Genomic DNA, 23,651 nt, shown 5'->3' with positions numbered 1-23,651 from the left:
GCCGGGGCCCGTGCGCCGCCACAGGACCGCCGCCCCCGCCCCCGCACCGGGCTCCGGGCTCCGGGCTCCGGGCTCCGGGCTCCGGGCTCCGGGCTCCGGAAAACGCTTCCTCCGCAACCGGGGGACCGCGAACCGTAATTCCATTCCCTCCCCACAGGGGATTCCCTCTCCCTTCCCGGGGGATTTCCAAGGAAAAGCACCGGAGAAAAAAGGCGGCCACTATTTAAAGTAATGGATCGGAAACAGAAGGTGAGGAACCGAGATCTAGGCCCCCGCCGTATCCAACGACTCATGCGACCGTCCGAAATGTTCCCTATGTTCATTTCCAGGGTGAATGACGATCCACCCCCGGTGCAGAGGAGTAGGCATGAGAATCTGCGGCAGAGATTTCGCGAGAGCAACCCCCCTGTTGGCCGCCGGAGCCGCGGCGACGCTCCTGTCGGCCTGCTCACCCGTGTGGGCCGACCCGGGAGACGGCCCGCCCCCGCCCGACGGCGGCACCGCCTCCCCGACGCAGGGCCCCGGCCCCGGCGCGACCCCGGACCCGAGTGCCCAGCCCAGCACCGGCCCCACCCCCGAACCCAGCTCCAGCCCCTCCCAGGAGCGCACCGCCACCGCCGTCGTCCACCTCCTCGACCAGACCGTCGAGGAGATCGGGCCCCCCGGCGACCCCAGCGGGACCCAGATCCTCAACACCGTCTTCCAGACCGACTTCGTCGGCGACCTCGACGGCAAGGGGTACCACGTCTATCTGGACCTCGTGGACGCCTCCGGCGGCGCGACCAGCGAGGGCGCGGGGAGGTTCGTCGGCTCCCTGAACGGCGTCGAGGGCACCTTCGCGATGGACGCGTGGGGCACCGCCGACGCGGGGGGCGCCATCAGCGCCGAGTGGTGCGTCGTGGACGGGTCCGCGAGCGGCGACCTGGCAGGACTCAGCGGCTGCGGGCAGATCCTCACCGACGGCACCCCGGAAGCCCACGTGACCTTGACCTACACCCTGCCATAACCCCCTGACCTGCCCCTTGACCCCCGGCCGAGCTCTTTTGGTCGGGGGTCGCGCCTTCTTCCGGCCGACAGCGCCTTTACACGGACACGAAAACTGTCAATGGACAAGTGAATGCCGGACTTCCTACTCTGTTACCCACTCCGGTTCGAGGATACGGTCACCGCCTGGTACCCGCCACGTTGGAAAGCAGACGCCGCATGCACCTGTTACTGATCGACAATGCCCGACTCTACGCGGAGCCCCTAGCCCGACGTCTTCGGGGACATGTGGACATCAACGAAGTCACGTTGTGCTCATTAAGAGAAATCAATGACCACACGCATGCGGAGGCGCTCAGATACGACGCCGCCCTGATCAACGCGAGCGCCCCCAACGTCGAGCAGGTGATCTCCTCCCTGTCCAAGGTCCCCCTGGCCGTCATCGCCCTGGGGGTCGAGGAGACCGAGAAACAGGTCATCGGGCTCGCCGAGTCCGGTGCGGCGGGCTACGTACCGCTCAGCGGCGACATCGACGACGTCGTCAGGAGCACGAGGGCCGCCGTCCGCAGGGAGATGCACTGCTCACCGGACATCGCCTTCCAGCTGTGGCGGCACATCGGCCTCATGGCCTCCCAGGCGCCGGAGCAGAAACCCGCCGTCCACCTGACCCGGAGGGAGCAGGAGGTCCTGTCCCTGATCTCCCTGGGGGCGTCGAACCAGCAGATCTCACGCGAGCTCTTCATCGAACTGCGCACCGTCAAGAACCACGTGCACAACATCCTGCGCAAGCTCGGGGCGAAGCGGCGGGGCGAGGCCGCCGCGCGGGCCCACGAGCTCGTCGGCTGGTCGGCGGTCACCCCTTCCGACGCTCAAGGACGACGATCTCGAAACCTGGGTCGTCGAGGCTCATGACCGTGTCCAGCCCCATGCGCCCCTCCACCGCCCGGTGCGCGTTGTAGCCGTCCCACCCCTGCCCCGGCGCCGTGCTCCGCCGGTGCACGCAGACGACGTGGCCGCCGGGCCGCAGGCGGTCCCGGAGGCCCTTCGCGAGGAGCTCGAGGTCGTCGGGGGTGAAGTAGTACAGGAACTCGGAGAGGACCACGAGGTCGAAGGAGGCGTCGGGCAGGTCCCGGGGGAGCACCGACCGGCGCACGCTCACGTGCGGGGAGTCGGCCAGCGCGGCCGTGGCGGCCTCGACCGCCGCGGGCGCGCTGTCCACGGCCAGCAGACGGTCGCAGCGTCCGGCCAGCCCCCGTGTCAGCACCCCGATCGAGCAGGCGGGCTCGTATCCGGAGGCGTAGCGCCTCCGGGGCAGGCTGGCGAGGGTCAGGTCGTACTTCCTGCGCTCGTACCAGCGCACCGACAGGTTCCACGGGTCGGGGGACTCGGTGTAGCGGCCGTCGAAGTAGGACGGGGGGATCGAGTGCTCGTGCGGGGCCGCGTCGTCGCCGTGCCGGCGCGGCCGGGGGCCGGCCCCGCTCACGGGCGCTCCCCGAACAGGTCCGGGTTGGCCCGTGTCCAGTCGAGGTAGTGCCGCAGGCCGTCGGCCAGCGTCGTGCGCGCCTCGAACCCCAGGAGGTCGCGCAGGCGGGCGGTGTCGGCCGCTCCGCCGTCCGGGTCCCCGGCCGGGCGGGGGCCGCGGGTCACCCGGACCCCCGGCACCAGGTCCGCCACGGTCCGGGCGAGCTCCGCGATCGGGGTGGCCCGCCCGGTTCCGACGTTGACGGTGCGCCCGGCCGCTCGGGGCGCGGTCACCGCCTCCGCCGTCGCGGCGGCCACGTCGGTCACCGAGACCATGTCGCGCACCTGCGCGCCGTCCCCGTGGACCACCAGGGGCAGACCGCGCAGCGCCCGCACGCAGAAGATCGCCGCGCACCAGCTGTGGCTGCCCGCCTTGGGCACCTGGTGCGGCCCGTAGACGCTGAAGTAGCGCAGGACGGTGACCGGCACCCCGAACCGGGTCCCGTAGAGCCGCGCCTGGCGCTCCGACCAGCTCTTGGAGTTGGCGTAGAGCATGCCGGGCTCCCCCAGGGGGTCGTCCTCGTGGAACCGGTCGCCCCGCGCCGGGACGTCGCCGTACACCTGGGCGGAGGAGGTCAGGACGACACGCCCCGTGCCGTGCCGCCGGGCCGCCTCCAGGACCACCTGGGTGGCCCTCATGCTGGCGAAGTCGCGGTCGGGCTCCGCCGTGCACGCGGCGACGTCGGCCAGGGCCGCGGCGTGGACCACCGCGTCGCTGCGCGCGACCAGCGGTCCCGTGGTCGCGGCGTCGGTGACGTCCCCCCTGACGACCTTCGCCAGCGCGCCGACGCCGAACCTCTCCGCCTGGTCGAAGGCGTAGGCGTCCAGGGAGTCGAGCACCGTCACCTCCGCGCCCGCCTCCGCCAGGCGTCGCACGACGTGGCTGCCGATGAATCCGGCGCCGCCCGTGACCAGCACGCGCCGTCCGGCGACCGGGTGCGGGGCGCTAGGCATGGAGCCTCCTCAGGAGTGCGGTCGAGGACGCGGTGACGGCCTCGTCGGTGAAGACCGTGCGGCCCCCCAGCCGTTCGACCAGTGCCGATTCGGCTCGCAGGCGCACACAGGGGTTGCGCGCGTAGTCCGGTCCCTTGACGTACACGTCGGGGCGCAGTGCCTCGATGACGCGCATCGGGCTGCTGTCCTCGGCGGCGTGGACGTGGTCGACGGCCTCCAGCGCCGCGATCAGGCCGGTCCGGTCGGCGACACCGTACAGGGGGCGCCCCGGTCCCTTCACGCACGCGGCGTCTGCGCTGACGCTGACGACCAGCAGGTCGGCCAGGGCCGCGGCCTCGTGGAAGTGGTGGACGTGGCCGACGTGGAGCAGGTCGAAGCAGCCGTGGCACAGGGCGGTGCGCAGTCCGGAGGAGCGCGCCCGCTCCCCCAGCCGCCGCAGGCCGTCGAGGTCCTCGGCCTTGTCCGGTCTAGGCGTGCCCATGGCCCACGCTCCCCCGTCCGCCCCCGGTCAGGGCCACCACGGCGGCTGTGCGGCTGCCGACGCCGAGCTTGCCCAGGATGCTCTGCACGTGGTTCTTGACGGTGTGGTGGCGTATCCCCAGCCGGGTGGCGATCTCCCTGTTGGGGAGGCCGACCGCGACGAGGGCCAGCACCTGGGTCTGGCGCCGTGTGAGGCGCCTGCCTCCCAGGGCTCCCCTGCGCACGACGTCGCGCAGGGCGCCGACCAGGCTCTCGGTGCTCTCCTGCGCCGACACGAAGCCGACCGCGCCCGCTTCCAGGCAGTGCAGGACGGCCTCATGGCAGACGCCGGAGCCGATCACCAGGGCGGCGGGGCCGTCCCCGCCCGCGAACCGGCGGATGACCTCGACGCGGCGGGGGTGGGCTGCCTCGACCAGGACGACGTCGACGCCGTCGCAGCTCTGCGGGGGGTCGGCAGCCGCCGAGCTGTCGAGCCCGGCCCGGGAGAGCTCCTCGGCCAGGCTGAGTCCTCTGGCGAGGAACTCGTCCACGACCAGTACGTGGGGGCGGTCAACCATACGCGGGCTCCGTCTCTGTGGGGGTCAGTCCGGACGCGACCAGTTCACGGGGGCTGCTGCGGGGGAAGGAGAGCGAGGCCCGGCGGCAGACGTGGCGTCCGGCGTGGATCGCCGCGGCCCTGAGCGAGGGTTCCCAGTCGGCGCCGGAGGCCCTGGCCACGAGCAGCGCGGCGGTGAACGCCTCCCCCGCGCCGTTGGGGTTGCGGGGCGTCCCGCCGCGGGACAGGGCGGGCTGTCGCAGGCGCCGGTCCCCGGTGCGCAGGACGCTCCCGCCCGCACCGCTGGTGACCGCGACGGCGCCGACGAGGGAGATCTCGGGCAGCGGTGCGAGAAGGTCGAACTCGCGCCGGTTGGCGACCAGGAGGTCGACCGCCCCGAGGAGGTCGGCGCGCCGGCCGGAGGGCATGGCCGCGAGTTCGCGGCACTGGGTGAGGTGGGGGACGAGCACGAGGCGGCGCCCGCGTGCCCGGGCGGCGAGGGTGGAGAGCCGGCTCGGTGAGCAGACGACGAGGACGGTGTCCGGCCGCGGTGCGGCGGCCGGGTCGTGCACCGCTTCCAGGGGAGGCTGCTCCCTGCGGGTGACGGTGACGGACTCCAGGCTAGGCGTGACCAGGGTGACCGTGTGGTCCAGCGGTCCGGTGCCCCGGAGAGGGCCGACGCGGACGCCCTCCGACTCCAGCAGCGACAGCGCCCGGGTGCTGTCCTCCTGGTCCCCGAGGGCGGTGGTGAGCTCCACGTCGGCGCCGAGGCGGCGCAGCGCGAGGGCGAGGCAGGCCCCCGGGCCGCCGGGGGTGCGCTCGTGGCCGGAGGCGGTGAGGCTGACGTCGAAGTCGAGTTCGGAGCCGACCCAGTAGACGTCGTCGGTGTAGGTCCCGCCGACGACGTGGAAGGCGGTCACCGCGCCGCCCCGGCGGCCAGTTCCTCGATGTCGGTGACGAGCGTGTCCAGGGAGGGCAGGGCGAGCATGTCGCGCTGCACCCCCCTGGCCCGCGCCCGGAAGGAGGGGTCGCCCAGCACCTCGCGGCAGGCGTCCGCCACTCGCCCGGCGTCGAGGTGCTCCCAGTCCAGGCGCCGGGCCAGCCCGAGCTCCTCGCACCTGGTGGCGACCAGGTGGTTCTCGGCGATCCAGGGGATCGCGACCATGGGCAGGCCCGCGCGCAGCGCCTCCCTGACGCTGGTGAATCCGGCGTGGGTGACCAGCAGGTCGGCCGTGTCCAGGAGGAGGGGCTGGGCGACGAAGTCCACGACGCGGACGTTGGGCGGGGCCGAGCGGGCGAGATCCTGCGCCCGGCCGCGGCCGACGGCGACGACGGCCTCGCAGGCGACCTCGCCGAGTCCGTCGACGATGGACCGCAGCCGTGTGTCCGCGGCTCTGAACAGGGGCGCCACGGTGCCGAGGCTGGCGTAGACCAGCGGGAGGGAGTGGTCGAGCCCGCCGAGCAGGGGCGGCAGCCGGTCGCCGGGGCGGTCCACCGTGCGGTGCCGGTAGCAGCGCAGCGTGGGGATGGCCGTCTCGGCCGGGTCGTAGCCGGGCGGCATGAGGTGGGCGTGCAGGTGGGCGTAGAGGCGCTCCGCCCGGGGGTCGGGCGGCAGTCCGAGCTGCGCGCGGTGCTCGTCCAGGGGCTGTGCGAGGAGGTCAGGGGCCAGGAACTCGGTGACCCGGCCGACCACGCCGACGGAGGCGTGGGCGATCCCGGCGGCCTCGGCCGCGAGGTAGCCGCCCATGTCGTAGGCCTCGCGCACCACCGCGTCGGCGCCGCCCTCGCGGATGTGGCCGAGCACGTCGCGGGCCGTGGCGAGGGCGCCGTCGCCGGGCAGCCCCTCGGAGACGAGCCGGCGCATCAGGGCGTCGACCTGTTCCGGGGGGATGCGTTCGGAGTCGAAGAGGGGGGCGAGCATGCCGGTGATCCAGTCCTTCCCGGCGGGGAGGAAGGGCAGGCCGTAGTGGTCGACCTCGTCCCGGAAGGACTCGGGGGCGCAGACGGCCACGTCGTGCCCCCGGGCCAGGGCGGTCTCCGCGACCGCGACGAGCGGTCGCAGGTGGGTCTCGACCGGCAGGGTGGTGAACAGGATCCGCATGGCGCCTCTCCGTGGGGACGACGGGCCGGGGGTCCTGTGGGGGACCCCCGGCCCCGGTACAGGGACCGGTGTGCCGGGCCCTCCCCGCGGTCGGGGACGGGTCCGGTGTGGGAAGGGCCCGGCCCGGCGGGCCGGACGCCCGCCCGGCGGCGTCCGCGCGTCCGGGCGGTCGCCCGGTGCGGGCCGCCGGGCGGGGCCGGGGCCGGTTCAGGGGAAGGGCCCTAGTCCACCAGTGCGGTGAGCTCGCTCTCGGTCGTGGTCTTCATGCAGACGACCTGTCCGTCGGCGTCGTACAGCGCGACCTGGCCCTGCTGGACGTAGGGCTGGCCGATCGGCGGGATGGAGGTCAGGTCGCAGTGCATGACAGCCGGCAGGCGGTTGTGCAGGGTGCCCAGGGGGGTGTCCGCCTCGACGTACACCTCCTGGACGCTGCGCACCGGGTCGGTGCCGAAGTTGACCAGGGGGTCGATCTCCAGGCGCCCGAAGGTGGGGCGCATCATCGGGTCGAGCCCGCGGCCCACGCGCAGCCGGACGCGCTCGCCCGGCCACAGCACCTCGCTGGTGCCGACGGCGTCGTAGGTGATGGTCTCCAGGTCCAGCCGCAGGGCGCCGTCCAGGGTCAGCACGGGGTCGTGCAGCCTGATCTCGGACTCCTCGGCCACCAGGGTGATGACCTCCTCTGGGGTGTCCGCGGAGGCGTCCCCCCCGAACTTGAGGGTGATGGTGGTCCGGACCCTCGCCTTGAACCCCAGGCTGCCGTCGCTGAGCTCGCGGCGGGGGATCATGACGTCGACCAGGTGGCTGGTCTTGGAGTGCAGCAGTTCGGCCGCGAGCGCCGGATCGGCGGCCCGCAAGCGGTCCTTCAACGTGTCGGTGGTGGTCATCTCACGCTCCTCGTCGGTGACGAATCAGCATCAACTCCGGTCTGGATCATGCGCGCCACCCCGTCCGGACCGGTTCGGCCAGGTAGGCGTCGATTGCGCGGAGCAGCACCTCCGGGACGGGGACGGGCTCGAAGCCGTCCCCGGACCTCTTCAACCAGGCGAGCTGCTGCTCTCCGCGGGCGACCAGGTCCTGTCGACCGGAGGCCCGCCAGTACTCGAAGGAGAGGGTCATGCGGTTCTGGACGACCTCGCCGACCCGCATCCGCACGCTGACCTCGTCGAAGGCGTAGAGCTCGTCCAGGTAGGAGCACTCGGCCCGGACGGTGACGAGGGCGTGCTCGTGGTCCAGCGAGGAGACGACCTCGGGGGCGGTCCTGCGCAGGAAGAGCTCCCGGCAGTGCCCCTGCCAGCGCAGGAAGTGGGCGAAGTACACGTTGCCCAGCTGGTTGGTCTCGTCGAGGGTGACGACGTGCCGGTACTCGAAGCTCTCAGGCACCGTCGCCTCCCCGGACCGCGACGGCGGCGACGTCGTCGCCGTCGTGGTGGACGGCGACGGTGACCCCGCCGCCGTCCAGGAGGATCCACGGCCCGTCCAGGCTCCTCAGGGTCATGGGGCCGCCGGGGCGGCCGGCGCACTTGCGCAGGGCCTCCGAAGCGGCCCAGACCACGGCCGCGTGCTCGTCGCGCCCGCGCCCGGGGTCGCGGTCGGCGAGGGCGTCGCGCAGGGCGAGCGCCTCGGGGCCGAGGACGTCGTCCCAGCGCACGCGCGCCTCGACCGTGTCGGGCATCCACACCAGGTCCACCCCCACGGGAACGGGGGCGGTGGCGACCATGGTGACCGCACCGCAGTGGGTGACCGACACCTGGTCGCCGGTGGACAGCTCGGGGCGGCCGTCGGGCCGTCCGCGGACCGTGACGCCGGTGCCGAGGAGGCGGTGGACGGCACGGGCGCGCCTGCGCACCTGGGTGTCCCCCCGCTCGACGGCCACCCGCACCCCCGCGACCCCGGTGACCTCGGCCGCCCGGCGGTCCAGGTGCGGGCCGAGGAGTTCGACGCCGACCGGGAGCGGCCCGGGGCCCATGACGTTGAGGGCCAGCCCCTCCCAGCGTTCGAGCACGGCCCCGTCGGCACCGGTCAGCTCCAGGTCGAAGACGTGCCGGCCGCCCTCCGCGTGGCGCTCCCTGGCGTGGAGCAGCGCCGGGGCGGACGCGGTGTCCAGGATCGTGACGCGCTCGGCGCCCACCGGGAGCAGGCGGGTGCCGGGCAGGCACGCCTGGAGCGCGTGCAGGGCCGCGTCGCGGCGCCCCGGGTCGCCCAGGAGCAGGCGGCCGGGAAGGTGGTGGGCGAACCAGGCGCCGCCGGGGCCCTCCTCCAGGTCCGCGACGCAGTCGTAGCCGGTGAGCCGCCGGTAGGCGCCGACGCGGCGCAGGGGGCCGTCCTGGAAGAGGAGGCGCCCGTACAGGTGCTCGTCGGGACGGACCGGCACCGGGGCGTCCGGGACCACGGGGAGCACGACCCGGCGGCCCGTGTCCGGCGTGCCCGGGGGCGGCAGGACCGCGGTGAAGTGGTCCACGGCGAAGCCGGTGGCGGAGCTGCGCAGGACCGTGCGGACGGTGCCGTCGGGCAGGGCGAGCGCGGCCGCCCGGAGGGTGACCTCCTCCCCCCGTCCGACGACCACCGGCGCGGTGAGCCTCAGGTCCTCCAGGACGGGGTGCTCGCGCGTGCCGGTCAGGACGGAGGCCGCCTGCGCCATGGCCTCCATGCCCAGCACCGCGGGCAGGAGCCTGTCCCCCTCGAACTCGTGGTGTTCCAGGTAGGGGTCGGTGTCGGCGCGCAGGACGGTGTCGGCGACGGCCTCGACCCCCGGGACGATCCTGCGGGGGCGTTCGAGGAAGCGGAGCATGGGCAGTTCCGCCTCCTCCGCCCGCAGGGTGGGCGCGTCGCCGTAGCGTCCGGTCACGACGACGCCGCCCGAGACGTCCGGCGAGGCGATGAGCCGGTGGAGCAGGTCGAGTCCGGTGTCGAGCGGGATGGGGTCGATGCCGCGCCGGGCCAGCGCGTCCAGGGTCCCCAGGCGTTCGCCCATCCCGGCTCCCGACCACACCGACCAGTCCACAGCGAGGGCGCGGCAGCCCTCCACGCGGGAGGCGACCTCCTCGGTGAGGGCGCCGAGCCATTCGTTGGCCAGGGCGTAGTGGGCCTCGCCGGGCAGGCCGGTGCGGGCGATGAGGGAGCCGAAGGAGACGAAGAGGCGCAGGGGGCCCGGGTCGAGGGCGTCGAGGAGGTTGAGCAGGCCGGAGACCTTGGGGGCGACGGCGTGTTCGAGTGCACCCGGGTCCAGGTCGGCCAGGGCCGCGGGCTCGTTGGCCCCCGCGCCGTGCAGGACGCCGGTGACCGGGCCGAGCGCGTCGACGGCGGCGTGCACCGCCCGCCTCACCGAGTCGGGGTCGCGCACGTCGGCCCGCTGGTAGGTGTGGTCCACGCCGTCCTCCTCGAACCGGGCGAGGTTGCGCGCCAGTTCGGGGTCGTCCGCGGGGTCGGAGCGCCCCAGGACGGCGATCCGCGCCCCGGTGCGCACGGCGAGGGTGCGCGCGCACTCGGCTCCGATGCCCTTGCCCCCGCCGGTGACGAGGAGGACGTCGCCGGGGCCGGGGAAGCGGTGTCCGGCGGGGGGCTCCGACAGGGGGCGGTGGCGCAGTCGCGGCTCGGTGCGCGTCCCGTCCGGGTGGTGGCGGCACTCGGCGTAGCCGCCGTGCTCGGCCAGGGAGGCGGCCTCGGCCTCGACCAGGTCGGCGGCCCCCGGGGACCGCGCGGGAACGGTGACCACGGCGGCGGGCACGCCGAGTTCGAGGTGGGCGCTGCGGGCGAACCCCGCAGCCGTGGCGTGCGCGGGGCCGTCGTCGTCCTGGACAACGAGGAGGCGCCGGGCCCCGGTGAGGGCCTTGGCCGCCTCGGCGACCAGGTCGAGGCAGGCGAGGGGGTCGTCGTCGCGGGCCGGGCGCAGTACGAGGGTGCCCTCCCCCAGGTTGCGCAGGGCCAGTGCGGCGCCCAGGGCGTCGTCGTCGCGGGCGACGACGTGGGCGCCCCCCGCCCCGCCGTCGGCCGGCGCCGTGCGCGGTCCCCCGGTCCCCGGGCGGAGGGGGCGCACCTCGACGTGGTCGACGGTGAACACGCGCACCCAGGGGGCGACGCCCGCGACGGTGTCGGCCTTCGCGGCTTCCGTCCCGGTGGCCGGGCCCTCCGCCAGGAGTTCGGCGATCTGCGCGATGGTGGCCCCGGAGTGCTCGGTGAGGTGCGCGGGGACGGGCAGCGAGAGCCTCCTGGCCGCCTCGGCGATGAGCTGGGCGACGGTGATGGAGTTCAGGTGCAGGTCGGCGCGCAGCCGGGTGTCCCCGGTGACCGAGGCGAGGGGGAGTTCGGCGCGTTCGGCGACCACGGCCCGGATGACGTCGGCCGGGGCCGCCCCGGCGGCCTCCTCGGCGGTGGCGCCGGGGGCGGGGACGGGGGCGGGCCGGCGCTCGGGCTCGGGCGCCGCGGCGGGCGCGGCCCGTTCGCAGGGGTTGGCGAGGAAGCGCTGGGGCCGGCCGGGGTCGATCGGGCGCAGGAAGCGGTGCTCGTACAGTGCCTCGACGCGTACGTCCCGTCCCAGGGCCCAGGCCGCGGCGGCGCAGCGCAGCAGCCCGCCGATCCCGTCGGAGCCGGCCTCGACGGCGAAGGCCGGGACGCCCCTCCCCCGGGCCAGGTGGGTGAGGACGGTGTCGGGTCCGGCCTCGATCCACAGGTCGGTCCCGGCGGCGGCCTCCATGGCCCGGTCGAAGAGGACGGGGGCGGTGGTCTGGCGGACCAGGTGTTCGCGCAGGTCGGACCCGGGGGCGAGGAGTTCCCCGGTGACGGTGGAGTAGACGGGTCGGCGCGGGGCCGTCACCTCGGCGGCGTCCAGTGCCTTGCGCAGGTCGGCGGCGGCCCCGGCCACGAGCGGCGAGTGGAAGGCGTGGGCGACCGGCAGGCGCAGGCCGTCCAGTTCGCGGACCACCCGGTCGACCGCTGCGGTGCCGCCGGAGACCACCGTGGCCCCGGGGGCGTTGAGGCAGGCGACACCGACGCCGTCGGGCAGGAGCGGCCGCACCCGTTCCTCGGGCATCGCCAGGGCGGCCATGGCCCCGTGGTCCCCGGGCAGGGCGGCCATCGCCCGGCCCCGTTCGCGCACGACGGCCGCCAGGTCGGCCTCGGAGAGGGCGCCCGCCCACGCCAGGGCGGTGAGTTCGCCCAGGCTGTGGCCGACCGCCAGGTCGGCGCGGATGCCCAGGGCCTCCAGCGCCGCGATCGAGGCCAGGGACGCGGCGACGATGCGGGGCTGGGCGACGGAGGTGTCGGCGGCCGGATCGCCCTCGGGCAGGTCCGCCCCCTCGTAGAGGTCGGCGACGGCGGGCAGCCGCCGCGCCAGCGCGCCGCCGGTGCGGCCGGCCGAGGCCGCCTGTCCCGACATCAGCAGGCCGATCCGCGCCCCGTCCCCTCCGGGCGGTGCGGTGAAGACGTCGGGGCCGAGGGTGCGGCGGCCGGCGGCGACCGCGTCCGCGGCCCGCCGCAGGAGGCCGGGGAGCCCGGCGTCCGGCGCGGCGGTGACCGCGGCCCGGTGCGCTCCGCCGCCGCGGGTGCGGGAGAGTTCGGCCGCCAGGTCGGTGTACTGGGCGTAGGACAGCGTGTCGGCCGTGCGGGCGGCGTCCTGGATCCTCTCCCGGAGCTCCTCGGCGGAGTCCGCGGAGAACACGAGGAGCTCGCTCTCCTGGGGGGTGCGTCCCAGGGTGGTGGTGCGCGCGTCCAGGCCGGTGCGCCGGTGGGCGGCCAGCCCCTCGACCACGACGTGGGCGTTGATGCCGCCGAAGCCCATGGAGCTGACCCCGGCCCGCAGGGGCCGGCCCTGCGGCCAGGTCTCGGGTTCGCGGACCGTGCGCAGGCGGGCGCGGTCCCCGGAGAGCTCCTCGACGGGGTCCTCGCACCCGGCGGTGGGCGGGACGACCTGGGTGTGGACCGCCATGACGGCCTTGATGAGGCCGGCCGCGCCCGCGGCGGCCTTCGTGTGGCCGATGAGCGCCTTGACCGAGCCCACGGCGGGCAGCGGCCCGTCGCCGGGTTCCCCGACCAGGCCCGAGAGGGCCTTCAGCTCGGCCCGGTCCCCGATGACGGTGCCGGTGCCGTGCGCCTCGAAGTAGGACACGGTCCGCGCGTGGAAGCCGGCCTCGCGGTAGGCGCGGTCCAGGGCGAGGCGCTGCCCCTCGCTCTCGGGCCTGGTGATGCCGCCGGTGCCGTCCGAGGACACCCCCCAGCCCCGCAGGACCGCGTAGGGGCGCAGCCCCAGGGCCTGGGCGTCCTCCAGCCGGGTCAGGACCACCATGCCGCAGCCCTCGCCCGGCAGGAACCCCGAGGAGCCGCGGTCGAAGACGCGCATGCGGTCGCGGGCCAGGGCGCCCGCCCGGGAGAAGCCCACGAGCTCGAAGGGGTCGATGCTCAGGTCCACCCCGCCGGCGACGACGGTACGGGCTCGGCCCTCGGTGATCTCCCGGCACCCGTGGATGACCGCCAGGAGGGAGGAGGCGCAGGCCCCGTCCACGGTGTACCCGCCGCCGCCGAAGCCGAAGTGCGAGCAGATGCGCCCCGCGATGGTGTTGGACAGGCTGCCGGCGAGCGTGTCGCCGTCCGGCTCGGGGAAGGGTTCCAGGAAGCGGTCGCGCAGGTCGTCCAGGAGGCAGGGGTCGGTCTCCCCGCGCTCGGCCAGCAGGCCGGCGACCACGCGGCGGACGTAGGGCCAGCGGGTCCGGAGCACGTGCGACCGGGTGAACTCGCCGGTCAGGGTGTTGCCCACGAAGACCGACGTGTCCGCCGCGCCCGCGGTCGCGTCCAGGCCTGCGTCGGAGAGCGCCCGGGACGCGGTGTCCAGGGCCAGCCAGTGGGTGAGGTCGGTGGCGCGGTAGGTGGGACCGGCCACCCCGAAGGCGGCGCGGTCGAACTCGTAGCCCTCCAGGACGGCGGCGTGGGTGACCGAGATCCGGTCGGGGTCGGTCCCCGACTCCCCGAGGTAGTCGGCGAGGTCCAGCCGCTCGGCCGGGATGCGCCGGAAGGCGCGCCGCCCGGAGAGCGCGTTGTCCCACAGTTCGGCGGGGGTGGAGGCCCCTCCGTAGGTGCACGCCATGCCCACGATCGCGACGCCGTTCATCGGTCCTTCCCCCACTTCGAGAGTCCGTACAGGTACAGGCCACGGACCGCGCACACGGCCACAAGGGCGAAGAACAGCCCGAAGACGACGTGTGCCGCGGTGAGCGCCCCGTAGAGCCCCGCGACCGAGAGCCCGAAGAACACCTGGTTCCTGGGGCTGGAGGGCGTGGTGGCGGGGTCGGTGACCATGTAGAAGGTGAAGAGCACGAAGGCCAGTCCGGTGACGGGTCCCAGGACGGCGGCGAGGGAGGCGTCCAGGAACACGGCCCGCACGATGCCCTGGAGGGCGAAGCCGCCCAGCCACGCCACGACCAGCCATCCGCGCTTGGTGAGTTTGAAGTTGAGCAGGCTGCCGGTGGTGAGGATGAGGGCCGGCAGGATCCAGTCCCAGGCCCCGGACACGTTCTCCGTGAAGTGGTACGGCGGGGCGATGCCGACCCAGGTGAAGGTGACCAGGGTCGCGGCGATGCCGAAGTTGGAGGGGTTGAGGAAGTGCCGGACTCCCTTGCCCGTGTCGACCCTGAGCACGGTCTTGGAGGCCAGGGCGACGACGACGCCGAAGACGACCGGCCACACCCGCTCCCCCGAGTAGAGGAGCATCCCGACGGCGAGGGCGGTGATGTGGGCGGGCAGCAGGAAGTCGACGAGGGTCCGCGCGCCCCCGAGGAACTTGGGGCGGCGGCCGTTGAGCCGCGCGTCCAGGTACTCCAGTCCCAGTTCCATCGTGTAGGCGGTGGCCAGGGCCGCGAGGGGGACGGCGACCATCGGCTCGAAGCCCAGGTAGGCGTAGCCGAGGATGTTGAGGACCGTGATGGCGACGGCGAAGCGGCGCAGGGCGGTGAGGCGCACGTCGCGTGCGGGCGGCGGCGAGGGGGCGGGGCCGCCGTCCTCGCGGTCGGTCGCTCGTACTCGGAGTTCGGTCATGATCCGCTCCCGCTGCCGGTCTCGGAGATCTCGGCGCCGTCGGTCAGGACGACGGTGTGGCGGCCGGGGGTCAGGACGACCTCGGCCGTGTGGACGCGCCCCCGGTCGTCGCGCCAGGTCAGTTCGACCGGGACGGGGTCCTCGTCCGCGGCTTCGCCGAGGCCGATGACGAGTTCGGGCGCGTGCTTGCCGGAGTGCCCGTTGCCGCCGTCGACCTGGGCGACGTGGACCCTTCCGTCGGGCGCGGTCACGCGGACGGCGGTGCCGACGGCGGGCGTGGTGCCGTGCTCGGCGGGCCGCACGAGGTTGAGCGAGACGGAGGCGCCGGGGTCGGGCGAGTCGTTGCGGTAGAGCACCGAGGTGTCCCACTGGTTGGCGACCGCGATGTCCAGGAGTCCGTCGCCGTCGGTGTCGGCCATGGCCACGCCGCGGCTGACCGTGCTCCGGCCGACGCCCACGTGGTCGCCGATCTCGGCGAAGCGGCCCTGCCCCCCTTCCCGGGCGAAGAAGCTCAGGCCCCCGTCGCCGGACAGGTCGGTCTCGGGGCCGAGGTCGGGCCAGACCCGGGGGTCGGCGAGGAGTTCGTCGTTGACGAGGGCGACCTCCTGGATCTCCGGCCACCGGTTGACCTCCCCGGCGACGAAGCCGGTCGCCTGGACGACCTCCTTGTGGCCGTCGTTGTCGAGGTCGGTGAAGCGGATGTCCCACCCCCATCCGGAGCGGGCGAGGCCGAGCTGCTCGCTGCGGTCGCGGAAGGGCGCCCTGCCCTCGGCGATCAGGCCGTCGTCGTCGGTGTTCATCCAGATGAAGTTGCTCTCGAAGAGGGCGAACTCCTCGGTGATGTTGCTGACGGCCATGTCGAGGCGCCCGTCGCCGTCGAGGTCGCCGAAGTCGATGCCCATGCCCTTGAAGGAGTCCTCCCCCAGGACCTTGGAACCGGCGGTGGTCGGCGTCCAGGTCCCTCCGAGCGCCGTGAACGAGGGGTCGCCCGGCACGGAGTCGTTGCGCAGCAGGACGTCGGGGCCGAAGTCGTTGGAGACGTACAGCTCGGGGAGCATGTCCCCGTCGAGGTCGGCCGCGCCCAGGGCGAGGGTCCAGCCCGTGGACGCCCTGCCCTCCAGGACACCGCCGGCTTCGGTGAAGAGGGGGCCGTCGGGGTCGGTGGAGCCGAGCAGCAGGCGGTTCTCCCCCGCGTTGGCGGCCCGGGACATGGAGTGCTGCATGGTGGGCCGCCCCCCGCCGGAGGTGTCCAGGACCGCCGCGTCGTCGGGGAAGTAGTTGCCGATGACGAGGTCGAGCGTGCCGTCGCCGTCCACGTCGGCGGTGAGGGCCGCGTTGGAGTGCCAGGTCTCGTAGCCGCCGTCCAGGAGTTCGACGGCCTCGTAGGCGTCCGCGGAGGGGGCGTCCCCGCCCGCCATGTGCAGCGAGGGGCTGCGGCCCCAGTAGTAGACGAGCAGGTCCATGCGGCCGTCGGCGTCGGCGTCGACGGGCTGGCAGCCCATCGGGGCCATGGTGTCGTCGTAGGGCAGGTCGCCCGTGTCGAGGGCGAAGGGTGCGTAGCGGGAGGGGCCGGTGGGGGCGGGGGCGACCAAGGCCCGGTCCACGCGGGGGTCCACGTAGCACAGGTCGTTCATGAGCCCGTCGCCGTCCAGGTCGGTGACGGCCACGCCCGCGCCCACGCTGGACATCCACGCCTGGATGCCCTCGTAGTCGGGGTGCAGGTCGCGGTCCTCCCTCATGGGGAGCCCGGGGGGCGGTTCGAGTTCCAGGGGGGTGAAGGAGAAGGCGGAGGCCAGGGCGTCCACCTCGTCCGCGCCGGGTTCGGGCACCCGTGCGACGAGGAAGGCGGCGGCGACCAGGAGCAGGGCGACGCCCTTGGCCGCGTGTGCGCGCAGGGGCCGGCGGGGGGACCGTGTCCGCTCAGAGGGCACTGGGGACCCCCTCCGTCAGCCGGGCGGCCACCCGCGACCGCCACACCGCGTAGGCGGGCGTCCCGGTCCGGGGCGCGTCACGGCCCCACGGCGGGAGTGCGGCCCGTTCCTCGTCGGTCACCTCCGCCGCGTCCCGGGAGCCGAGGCCCGCCAGGGTCCGCACCGCCGACTCGGAGTCCGGCGCGACCGGTCCGAGGGTCACCAGGGCCTTGGCCGCGAACGCGGCTCCCTGGGCCAGGGCGGGTGCGTGGACCCCGGCTGCGTCGAGGAGCCGGCGGGCCCGGTCCGGTGCGGCCCCGGTGAAGGCGGCCGCCAGGGCGACACCGCTCCACAGGTCGCCGTGGAACCCGTGTGGGGCCCGGCCGACGGAGCGGGCGATCCGCTCCGGTTCGGCGCAGCGCGCGAACCACAGGGCGCGGCCCGCCCCCTGCGCGGTGGCGTGGCGGACGTATCCGGGCAGCGGCGCGCTCAGCCGCCGGTCGGCGCCGCCGAAGAACACCTGGTGGAAGCCGTATCCGTCCCAGGCGAGCCAGCCCAGGAGGGGGTCGAGCTGGCGCAGGACCGGCCTCCAGAGCACGCGCGGCAGGCGGGCCAGGGCCCAGCCCGCGCCGACGTGCGCCGTGTAGGGGCTGCGGCGGGCGCGCCCGTGGAGCATGCGGGAGAAGTCGGTGCGGCGCGGGAGGCTGAGCGCGTCGGTCAGGCACAGGGCCATGGCCGCCCCCTCGTAGACGAAGCCCGCGTCGGGGCCGTGCTGCTCGGGGAAGGTCTCCGGGGCCCGGGCAGGGTCGTCGAGCGCCGTGCCGTAGCCCCGGTGGAACGCCGCGCCGGCGGCCTCCAGGCGGGCCACCGTCCCCGCCTCCCCCCGGTCGAACCCGCGGGAGGCGAATGTCGTCTCCTCGAGGGGGAATTGCAACACGGATCGGAAGTTCGTTCTCGCCCGGCCTAGGTACATGACCACCGCCCCTGGTTGTATCGCACCCGACGAATCTACGGTCCTTCGCAATTCGTCCCAATAGGAAGGAGGTACCGAATCGAATACAACCGGTACCAGAAAGGTACCGTCCGCAAAATCTGGTCGCACAACGCATACCGAAGAACAGCTATAAAAAACGGATGATCGCCATTGTGGGAGCGGGGCTGGCGGGGCTCGCCTGCGCCGACGAGCTGACACGGGCCGGGCACGAGGTGACGGTGTACGAGGCCTCCGACCGGGTCGGCGGCCGCTGCTGGACGGTCGACGCCTTCGGGGGCCGCACCGTCGAGCGCGGCGCCCAGCTGATCGACTCGGGGGACACCCGGCTGCTGCGGCTCCTGGACCGCCTCGGCCTGGACACGGTCGACCTGCACGCCTCGGGGGACGCGGGGGCCGGGCCCCTGCTGTGGATCGGCGGGGCGCCCTACCCGTTGGAGGAGGCCGACGCGGAGTACCGCGAGCTGGACCCGGTCGTGCGCGCCGACCGGCAGGCGGCGGGCCCCGCGCCGGGCCGCGGCCGCATGACCCCCCGCGCCCTGGAACTGGACGCCATGTCCGTCGAGGACTACCTCGGACGCACGGTCCCCGGCACCCGCCTGGCCCGCCTCCTCGGGACCGCCTACGCCTGGGAGCTGGGGGCCGACGCCGCCGAGCTGAGCGCGCTCCACCTGGTCACCCTGCTCGGCGCCAACCCTCCCGGCGAGTTCGGGCTCTTCGGTCCGGCCGACGCCCGGTACGCCGTGCGGGGCGGGACCGGGCGCGTGGCCGAGCTGCTCGCGGACCGGCTGCCCGGCCGGGTCAGGCTCGGCCACGAACTGGTCGCCCTGCGCAGGGACGGGGCCGGCCGCACCGTCCTGGTCCTGGACCGGGACGGGGGGGTCTTCGAGGCCCGGCCGGACCGCACCGTCCTGACCGTCCCCTTCTCCGTCCTCGCGGCGCGCGTGGACCTGTCCGGGGCGGAGTTCGGACCGGACCGCATGCGCGCCGTCCGGGAGCTGGGGATGGGCTCGGCGGTGCGCACGCACCTGGAGTTCACGGGGAGGCCGTGGACCTCGGTCGGCTGCAACGGGGCGGCCGTCTCCGACGGCGGCTTCCAGTCGTGCTGGGACGAGACCCTGGGCCTTCCGGGGGACGGGGGGCCGGCCGTGCTGGTCAACCTGCGCACCGGGCGGGTCCCCGCCGCCGACCCCGCGGCGATCGCGGACCGGTTCCTGGCCGAGTTCGATTCGCTGGTTCCGGGCGTGGCCTCGTCATGGACCGGACGCGCCGTTACCTGGGACTGGTCGGCGCATCCGTGGTCGCTCGGTTCGTACGCGTTCTACCGACCGGGCCAGTTCGCCTCCCTGGCCGGTATCGAAGCACTTCCGGAAGGCGACTGCCATTTCGCCGGAGAGCATACCAGTCCACACGACAGCGGCATGAACGGAGCAATATCAAGCGGAGTCCGCGCGGCACAAGAGATCATGGGTACCACCTAGGTACCAGAAGTGCCGAATGGACTTTCCAGGGCCGGATTGGATAATGTCTGGCCGGTGCCGGCCCGGCGTTCGGCCCCGATGCCGCGCGCACGGGAGAAACAGGGAAAGAGGAGAACATGAGCGAAGAATTCAGCCCGACCCTCGTCATCATCAACCTCCCGGTCAAGGACCTGGAGGCGGCGACCGCGTGGTACACGAAGGTGCTGGGCCACGGCCCCTCCGGGGAGCCCTCCCCCACCGACGTGGAGTTCGACCTGCGCGAGGGCGTGAGCCTGCTCCTGACCACGGGCGACGAGGAGGCCGAGGCGGCCGGGGCCAAGGTCCTGTTCGGGGTCGAGGACCTGGACGCCGAGAAGAAGCGCCTGGCCTCGGTGAACGTCGAGTGCGGCGAGCGCCAGGAGATCCCGGACGCCCTGGCCTGGTTCGACTTCAAGAGCCCCGAGGACCACCGCCTGAGCCTGGTGCAGATGCTGGGCTGACCCGGCGGTCACAGGTCCCCGGCGGGGGCGGTCCGAGCCCGGACCGCCCCCGTCGGCGTTCGGGGACCGGTCGCGGAGGACTCCGGGGCCGGTCCCGGATACGGGGCGGTTGTGGTACCTATTCCCTATGGAGGAGGGCGTCCCGCCACCCTAGTGTCACGGTATGAGCGATAAGCGGACCGGCCGGAACGAAAAGGCCGATTACGGCGATGGAATAGCCGACGTATTCGACACCTGGTATGGCGAGGAAAGCGACTCCGACTGCCTGTCCGCCCTGAGCAAACTCGCCGACGGCGGCCCCGTCCTCGAACTGGGCGTCGGAACGGGCCGGGTGGCGGTGCCCCTCGCGGCGTCGGGGCTGGCGGTCACGGGGGTGGAGTCCTCGCGGGAGATGATCGACCGCCTGGCCGGCAAGCCGGGCGCCGAGCGGGTCGCCGTCGTCGAGGGCGACCTGGCCGACGTCCCCGTGGACGGCGAGTTCTCCCTGGTGACGTGCGTCGACAACACCCTGTTCCTCCTGGAGTCCCAGGCCGAGCAGGTGCGCTGCTTCACCAACGTCGCGCGCCACCTGCGCCCGGGCGGCGTCTTCGTGGTGGAGGTGCCTGCCCGCGTCCCCCGGATGGACGAGGACGAGCAGCAGGGCGTGTTCGTCGAACACGTCGGCGCCGAGCGGGTCGGCCTGTGGGTCGTGGAGCACGACCGCGCCGGGCAGCGCATGTTCATGCAGCAGATCTCCTTCGAGAACGGGAGCGTGCGCCTGCTCCCGGTCCCGGTCCGCTACGCCTGGCCGGCCGAGCTCGACCTCATGGCACAGATCGCCGGCCTGCGCCTGCGCCACCGGTGGAGCGGCTGGGACGGCGCGGCCTTCACCTCCCAGAGCGTGCACAACGTGTCCGTCTACGAGCGAATCGAGGACCACGTTGACCTCCCCTGACGCGTTCCCGCTGTGGAACAGCACCTCCATGGAGGCGTTCCTGTCCTACCTGGAGCCCGACGAGATGATCGTGGAGGGCGACGGGGTACGGGTGCGCGACGCCGCGGGCCGCTGGTACCTCGACGCCAGGTCCGGGTTCTGGAACGTGACCCTCGGCTACGGGCACCCCGGCCTGGTCGAGGCCGTGCGCGAACAGGTCGGCCGCCTCCCCTACGGCAACATGTGGGGATACGGCCGCCCGGCGCAGATCGCCGTGGAGTGCGCCGAGGCCCTCGTCCGGGTCCTTCCGGAGGGAATCGACCACGTCCGCTTCCAGAGCAACGGCGCCCAGGCCGTGGAGACCGCGGTCCTGCTCTCCCGCCACCTGCGCCTGCTGGAGGGCGAGCCGCACCGCACGGCGGTGGTGGGCCTGTGGGGGGGCTTCCACGGCTTCGGACCGGGCGCCAGCGCCGTCACCGGGCTGTCCTACCTCCACCACCACGCCGGCCCCCTGCTCCCCGACGTCATCCACACGCGGGCGCCCCACGGCGAGGACGCCGCGCCGGCGGACATGGCGCGCGCGCTGGAGCTCCTGGAGGACCACGGCCCCGACCGCGTGAGCGCGATCATCGTGGAACCCGTCATCGGCGAGGGGGGCCACGTCCTGACCCGCGGCCAGGCCGCGGAGCTGTCGGCCTTCTGCCGCGCCCACGGGATCCACCTGGTGGTCGACGAGGTGACCACCGGCATGGGGCGGACCGGCGACTACACCCGCAGCGCCCAACTGGGTCTGGACCCGGACATCCTCCTCCTCGGCAAGGGCCTCACCAGCGGATACGCCGGGCTCTCCGCCGTCTGCCTGGGGGAGCGGGTCCACCGCGCCCTGCTCGCCGCCCCGGTGGAGAGGTTCTTCGCCACGGGCTCCACCCACGACGGGCACCCCGTCGCGCTGAGCGCGGCCCTGGCCGTCCTGCGGGCGCTGGAGGACGGCAAGGTGTTCGCGAACGTGGCCGCCCAGGGCGACCGGCTCCGCACCGGACTGCTGGACCTGGCACGCCGCCGCCCGGCGGTGTCCGCCGTCCGGGGCACCGGGCTGATGTACGTGGTGGAGTTCGCCGGCGCCGCGGCCCAGGACCCGTGGTTCGTCAACAAGGCGCGCCTGGCGCTGGAGGAGCGGGGCGTGCTGGTGTCGGTGCTCAACGCCGTCCCGGCCCTCATGGTCATCCCCCCGCTGGTCTTCGGGGACGGCGACGTCGACGAACTGCTCGCGGCGTTCGACGGGGCCCTGGAGGCCCTCGCCTCGGGGTGGGCGCCCGCCGACGAGACGAAGGGCTTCGTCTGAGGCGGCGCCCGCCGGCCGGGAACCGGCCCGCACGACGACTGGAGGTCCTTCCTTGCCTCTGCTCCTCCTCTGGGACATCGACCACACGCTCGTCACGACCACCCGGTTCGACCGGCGCGCGTACCTGGCCGTCGCGACCCGGCTGCTGGGGACGGCCGACCCCGTCCTGCCGCCGTCGGGAGCGGGCAGAACCGAACCGCACACGATGGCCGAGACCCTGCGGCTCAACGGGGCCGACCCCGGAGGCCCCCTGGTCGGGCGCGCGCTGGAGCTGTTCGGGGACCTGGTGGCGGGCGACCCCGGGGGCCTTCGCGCCCAGGGGCGCGTCCTGCCCGGGGCCCGGGAGGCCATGGCCGCGGCGGCGGCCCTGCCCGGGGTCCGGGTCGGGGTCGCCACCGGCAACCTGCGCTCCGTCGCCCGCGCCAAACTGGCAGCCTTCGGCCTCGACCGGCACGTGGAGTGGGGGTGCGGAGGCTACGGCGACACCGCCGCGACCAAGGCCGGGGTGGTCCTCCGGGCGCGGCACGCGGCCGGGCTCCGCGCCGGGCGGGAGTTCCCTGCCGGGGAGACCCTCCTGGTCGGGGACTCCCCGGCCGACGCCGCGGTGGCGGCGGCCGGCCACGCGCGCGTGCTCGGCGTGGCGACCGGCCGGGCCGACGCCGGCGCCCTGGCCCGCGCGGGGGCGGACGCCGTCCTGGCCGACCTGTGCGACACCCGCGCGTTCACCGCGGCCGTGCTGTCCTTCGCTCGCGACCGGGTCCCGCGGGGAACCGCCCCGCCGGAGGCCCCGGGAGCCTGACACCCGCCGGGGGCGGTGCACCCCGCCCCCGGCCCCGCGGGCGTACCGTCCGCGACCGCCCCGCACCCCGTCCGACCACACACCCGAGGAGTCCCCATGGCAGCCCGACCGGACCCGACCACGCGCCACCGCGGCGGCCTGCTGGCCACCGTGAACAGCGACCGCCACAGGACGGCACTGTGGGTGTTCATGGCGGTCGTGGTCGCCCACTGGGCCGAACACCTGGTCCAGGCCGCGCAGATCTACGTCCTGGACTGGCCCGTGCCGGAGGCGCGGGGCGTGCTGGGCATCCCCTTTCCGTGGCTGGTCACCTCCGAGTGGATGCACTACGGCTACGCCCTGATCATGCTGGTCGGGCTGTTCCTGCTCCTGCCGGGGTTCTCCGGGCGCTCCCGCTCCTGGTGGCTCGCCTCCCTCTGGATCCAGGTGTGGCACCACCTGGAACACCTGCTCCTGCTGCTCCAGGCCCTGTCGGGGTCGCACCTGGGCGGAGGGGCCGCGCCGATGAGCCTCATCCAGTTCGTGGTGCCCCGGGTGGAGCTCCACCTGCTGTACAACGCCCTGGTGTTCGCGCCGATGGTCGTGGCGATGTACCTGCACACGCATCCGCGCCCGGACGAGGCGGCGGCGATGTCGTGCGGCTGCGCCGCGGCGCGGGAGGGGGACCCGGTCCGGTGACGCGGCGGGTCGGGAGGGGGCCGGGCCCCTTCGATGTGGTGGTCCTCCTCCTCGCGGTGCTCCTGGTCTGGCTGGGGGCCACCAGCGTGGAGCGGGTCGCGCGGGCTGCCTCGGCAGACGGCGAGCCGGGCACGTTCACCGCGTCCCGGGTGGAGTGCGTGAGCCACCTCGGCCACGAGTCCTGCACCTGCTACGGCACACACCTGCCCGGCGACGGCGGGGCGGCGCGCGAGGACGTCTACCTGCACGGCGCCGACCGGGCCTCCTGTGTCGCCGGCGCCGCCACCCCCTCCTTCGACGTCGGCTCGGCCACACGCGTGTACGGACCCGAGGGGTCGCGCGAGTGGCTGTTCACGGCGGGGATGATCCTGGCCGGAGCCGCCCTGGGCGTGTGGGCGTCGCGGCCGTGGTGGCCGCGGCGCGGGAGACCGGCCTGACCGGGGCCCGGGCGGCCGGGCGGCGCG

21 protein-coding genes are annotated in these 23,651 nt (G+C 74.3%); 9 read left to right on the top strand and 12 right to left on the bottom strand.

Features of this window, described 5'->3' with window-relative positions; genetic code table 11:
* Nucleotides 1-409: 409 nt before the first annotated feature.
* The gene (locus ACWGL3_RS09000; protein WP_267944652.1) at nucleotides 410-1,006 is read left to right on the top strand and encodes a DUF3224 domain-containing protein; all 597 of its coding nucleotides are present in this window, start codon (nucleotides 410-412) and stop codon (nucleotides 1,004-1,006) included.
* Between the two features lie 266 nt (nucleotides 1,007-1,272).
* A complete protein-coding gene (locus ACWGL3_RS08995; RefSeq protein WP_267944653.1) occupies nucleotides 1,273-1,896 on the top strand; it encodes a response regulator transcription factor in 624 nt (207 codons plus the stop codon).
* Here the strand turns inward: ACWGL3_RS08995 and ACWGL3_RS08990 are convergent.
* From ACWGL3_RS08990 to ACWGL3_RS08935, 12 genes are all read right to left on the bottom strand, one after another.
* Complete coding sequence (locus tag ACWGL3_RS08990) at nucleotides 1,838-2,467, bottom strand: SAM-dependent methyltransferase (RefSeq protein ID WP_267944654.1); 630 nt, start codon at nucleotides 2,465-2,467, stop codon at nucleotides 1,838-1,840. The two genes, ACWGL3_RS08995 and ACWGL3_RS08990, sit on opposite strands and share 59 nt — an antisense overlap.
* Nucleotides 2,464-3,459 (bottom strand): NAD-dependent epimerase/dehydratase family protein, encoded by a 996-nt coding sequence (locus tag ACWGL3_RS08985; RefSeq protein WP_330161957.1) that lies wholly within the window; start codon nucleotides 3,457-3,459, stop codon nucleotides 2,464-2,466. Before ACWGL3_RS08985 ends, ACWGL3_RS08990 begins: the two co-directional genes overlap by 4 nt.
* Entirely contained in the window at nucleotides 3,452-3,940 is a 489-nt protein-coding gene (locus tag ACWGL3_RS08980) for an adenylyltransferase/cytidyltransferase family protein (protein ID WP_267944656.1), read from the bottom strand. The genes ACWGL3_RS08985 and ACWGL3_RS08980 overlap by 8 nt, the downstream gene beginning before the upstream one ends.
* Nucleotides 3,927-4,496 carry a helix-turn-helix transcriptional regulator gene (locus tag ACWGL3_RS08975; RefSeq protein WP_330161958.1) on the bottom strand — a complete coding sequence of 190 codons (570 nt, stop codon included), beginning with the start codon at nucleotides 4,494-4,496 and terminating at the stop codon, nucleotides 3,927-3,929. Before ACWGL3_RS08975 ends, ACWGL3_RS08980 begins: the two co-directional genes overlap by 14 nt.
* Complete coding sequence (locus ACWGL3_RS08970; protein ID WP_267944658.1) at nucleotides 4,489-5,394, bottom strand: carbohydrate kinase family protein; 906 nt, start codon at nucleotides 5,392-5,394, stop codon at nucleotides 4,489-4,491. Before ACWGL3_RS08970 ends, ACWGL3_RS08975 begins: the two co-directional genes overlap by 8 nt.
* A complete protein-coding gene (locus ACWGL3_RS08965) occupies nucleotides 5,391-6,575 on the bottom strand; it encodes a glycosyltransferase (RefSeq protein WP_452461114.1) in 1,185 nt (394 codons plus the stop codon). Before ACWGL3_RS08965 ends, ACWGL3_RS08970 begins: the two co-directional genes overlap by 4 nt.
* Nucleotides 6,576-6,796: 221 nt before the next feature.
* Nucleotides 6,797-7,459, bottom strand: coding sequence for a hypothetical protein (locus ACWGL3_RS08960; RefSeq protein WP_267944660.1), 663 nt, complete (start codon nucleotides 7,457-7,459; stop codon nucleotides 6,797-6,799).
* A gap of 46 nt (nucleotides 7,460-7,505) precedes the next feature.
* The gene (locus tag ACWGL3_RS08955; RefSeq protein ID WP_267944661.1) at nucleotides 7,506-7,955 is read right to left on the bottom strand and encodes an acyl-CoA thioesterase; all 450 of its coding nucleotides are present in this window, start codon (nucleotides 7,953-7,955) and stop codon (nucleotides 7,506-7,508) included.
* Complete coding sequence (locus tag ACWGL3_RS08950; protein WP_452461113.1) at nucleotides 7,948-13,671, bottom strand: SDR family NAD(P)-dependent oxidoreductase; 5,724 nt, start codon at nucleotides 13,669-13,671, stop codon at nucleotides 7,948-7,950. The genes ACWGL3_RS08955 and ACWGL3_RS08950 overlap by 8 nt, the downstream gene beginning before the upstream one ends.
* Nucleotides 13,668-14,594, bottom strand: coding sequence for an enediyne biosynthesis protein UnbU (locus ACWGL3_RS08945; protein ID WP_267944663.1), 927 nt, complete (start codon nucleotides 14,592-14,594; stop codon nucleotides 13,668-13,670). The genes ACWGL3_RS08950 and ACWGL3_RS08945 overlap by 4 nt, the downstream gene beginning before the upstream one ends.
* Nucleotides 14,591-16,525 carry an FG-GAP repeat domain-containing protein gene (locus tag ACWGL3_RS08940; protein WP_452461112.1) on the bottom strand — a complete coding sequence of 645 codons (1,935 nt, stop codon included), beginning with the start codon at nucleotides 16,523-16,525 and terminating at the stop codon, nucleotides 14,591-14,593. The genes ACWGL3_RS08945 and ACWGL3_RS08940 overlap by 4 nt, the downstream gene beginning before the upstream one ends.
* Nucleotides 16,515-17,441, bottom strand: a complete 927-nt coding sequence (locus ACWGL3_RS08935) for a DUF1702 family protein (protein WP_267944665.1) — start codon at nucleotides 17,439-17,441, stop codon at nucleotides 16,515-16,517. The genes ACWGL3_RS08940 and ACWGL3_RS08935 overlap by 11 nt, the downstream gene beginning before the upstream one ends.
* 197 nt (nucleotides 17,442-17,638) lie before the next feature.
* Between ACWGL3_RS08935 and ACWGL3_RS08930 the strand changes: the two genes are divergently transcribed.
* The 7 genes from ACWGL3_RS08930 (at nucleotide 17,639) to ACWGL3_RS08900 (ending at nucleotide 23,624) form a co-directional block, all read left to right on the top strand.
* Complete coding sequence (locus tag ACWGL3_RS08930) at nucleotides 17,639-18,976, top strand: flavin monoamine oxidase family protein (RefSeq protein WP_276567166.1); 1,338 nt, start codon at nucleotides 17,639-17,641, stop codon at nucleotides 18,974-18,976.
* Between the two features lie 116 nt (nucleotides 18,977-19,092).
* The gene (locus tag ACWGL3_RS08925; protein ID WP_267944666.1) at nucleotides 19,093-19,455 is read left to right on the top strand and encodes a VOC family protein; all 363 of its coding nucleotides are present in this window, start codon (nucleotides 19,093-19,095) and stop codon (nucleotides 19,453-19,455) included.
* Nucleotides 19,456-19,618: 163 nt separating this feature from the next.
* Complete coding sequence (locus tag ACWGL3_RS08920; RefSeq protein ID WP_267944667.1) at nucleotides 19,619-20,389, top strand: class I SAM-dependent DNA methyltransferase; 771 nt, start codon at nucleotides 19,619-19,621, stop codon at nucleotides 20,387-20,389.
* On the top strand, nucleotides 20,376-21,710 hold the full coding sequence (locus ACWGL3_RS08915; protein WP_267944668.1) for an aminotransferase family protein: 1,335 nt from the start codon (nucleotides 20,376-20,378) through the stop codon (nucleotides 21,708-21,710). Before ACWGL3_RS08920 ends, ACWGL3_RS08915 begins: the two co-directional genes overlap by 14 nt.
* Before the next feature lie 52 nt (nucleotides 21,711-21,762).
* Complete coding sequence (locus tag ACWGL3_RS08910; RefSeq protein WP_267944669.1) at nucleotides 21,763-22,509, top strand: HAD family hydrolase; 747 nt, start codon at nucleotides 21,763-21,765, stop codon at nucleotides 22,507-22,509.
* A gap of 96 nt (nucleotides 22,510-22,605) precedes the next feature.
* Entirely contained in the window at nucleotides 22,606-23,187 is a 582-nt protein-coding gene (locus ACWGL3_RS08905) for a hypothetical protein (RefSeq protein ID WP_267944670.1), read from the top strand.
* Entirely contained in the window at nucleotides 23,184-23,624 is a 441-nt protein-coding gene (locus ACWGL3_RS08900) for a hypothetical protein (protein WP_267944671.1), read from the top strand. The genes ACWGL3_RS08905 and ACWGL3_RS08900 overlap by 4 nt, the downstream gene beginning before the upstream one ends.
* Nucleotides 23,625-23,651: the final 27 nt, after the last annotated feature.

It is taken from the genome of Nocardiopsis sp. NPDC055824, from assembly GCF_053616335.1.
The sequence above is the reverse complement of the archived record's forward strand: the minus strand, read 5'-3'. Positions and strand labels throughout refer to the sequence as shown.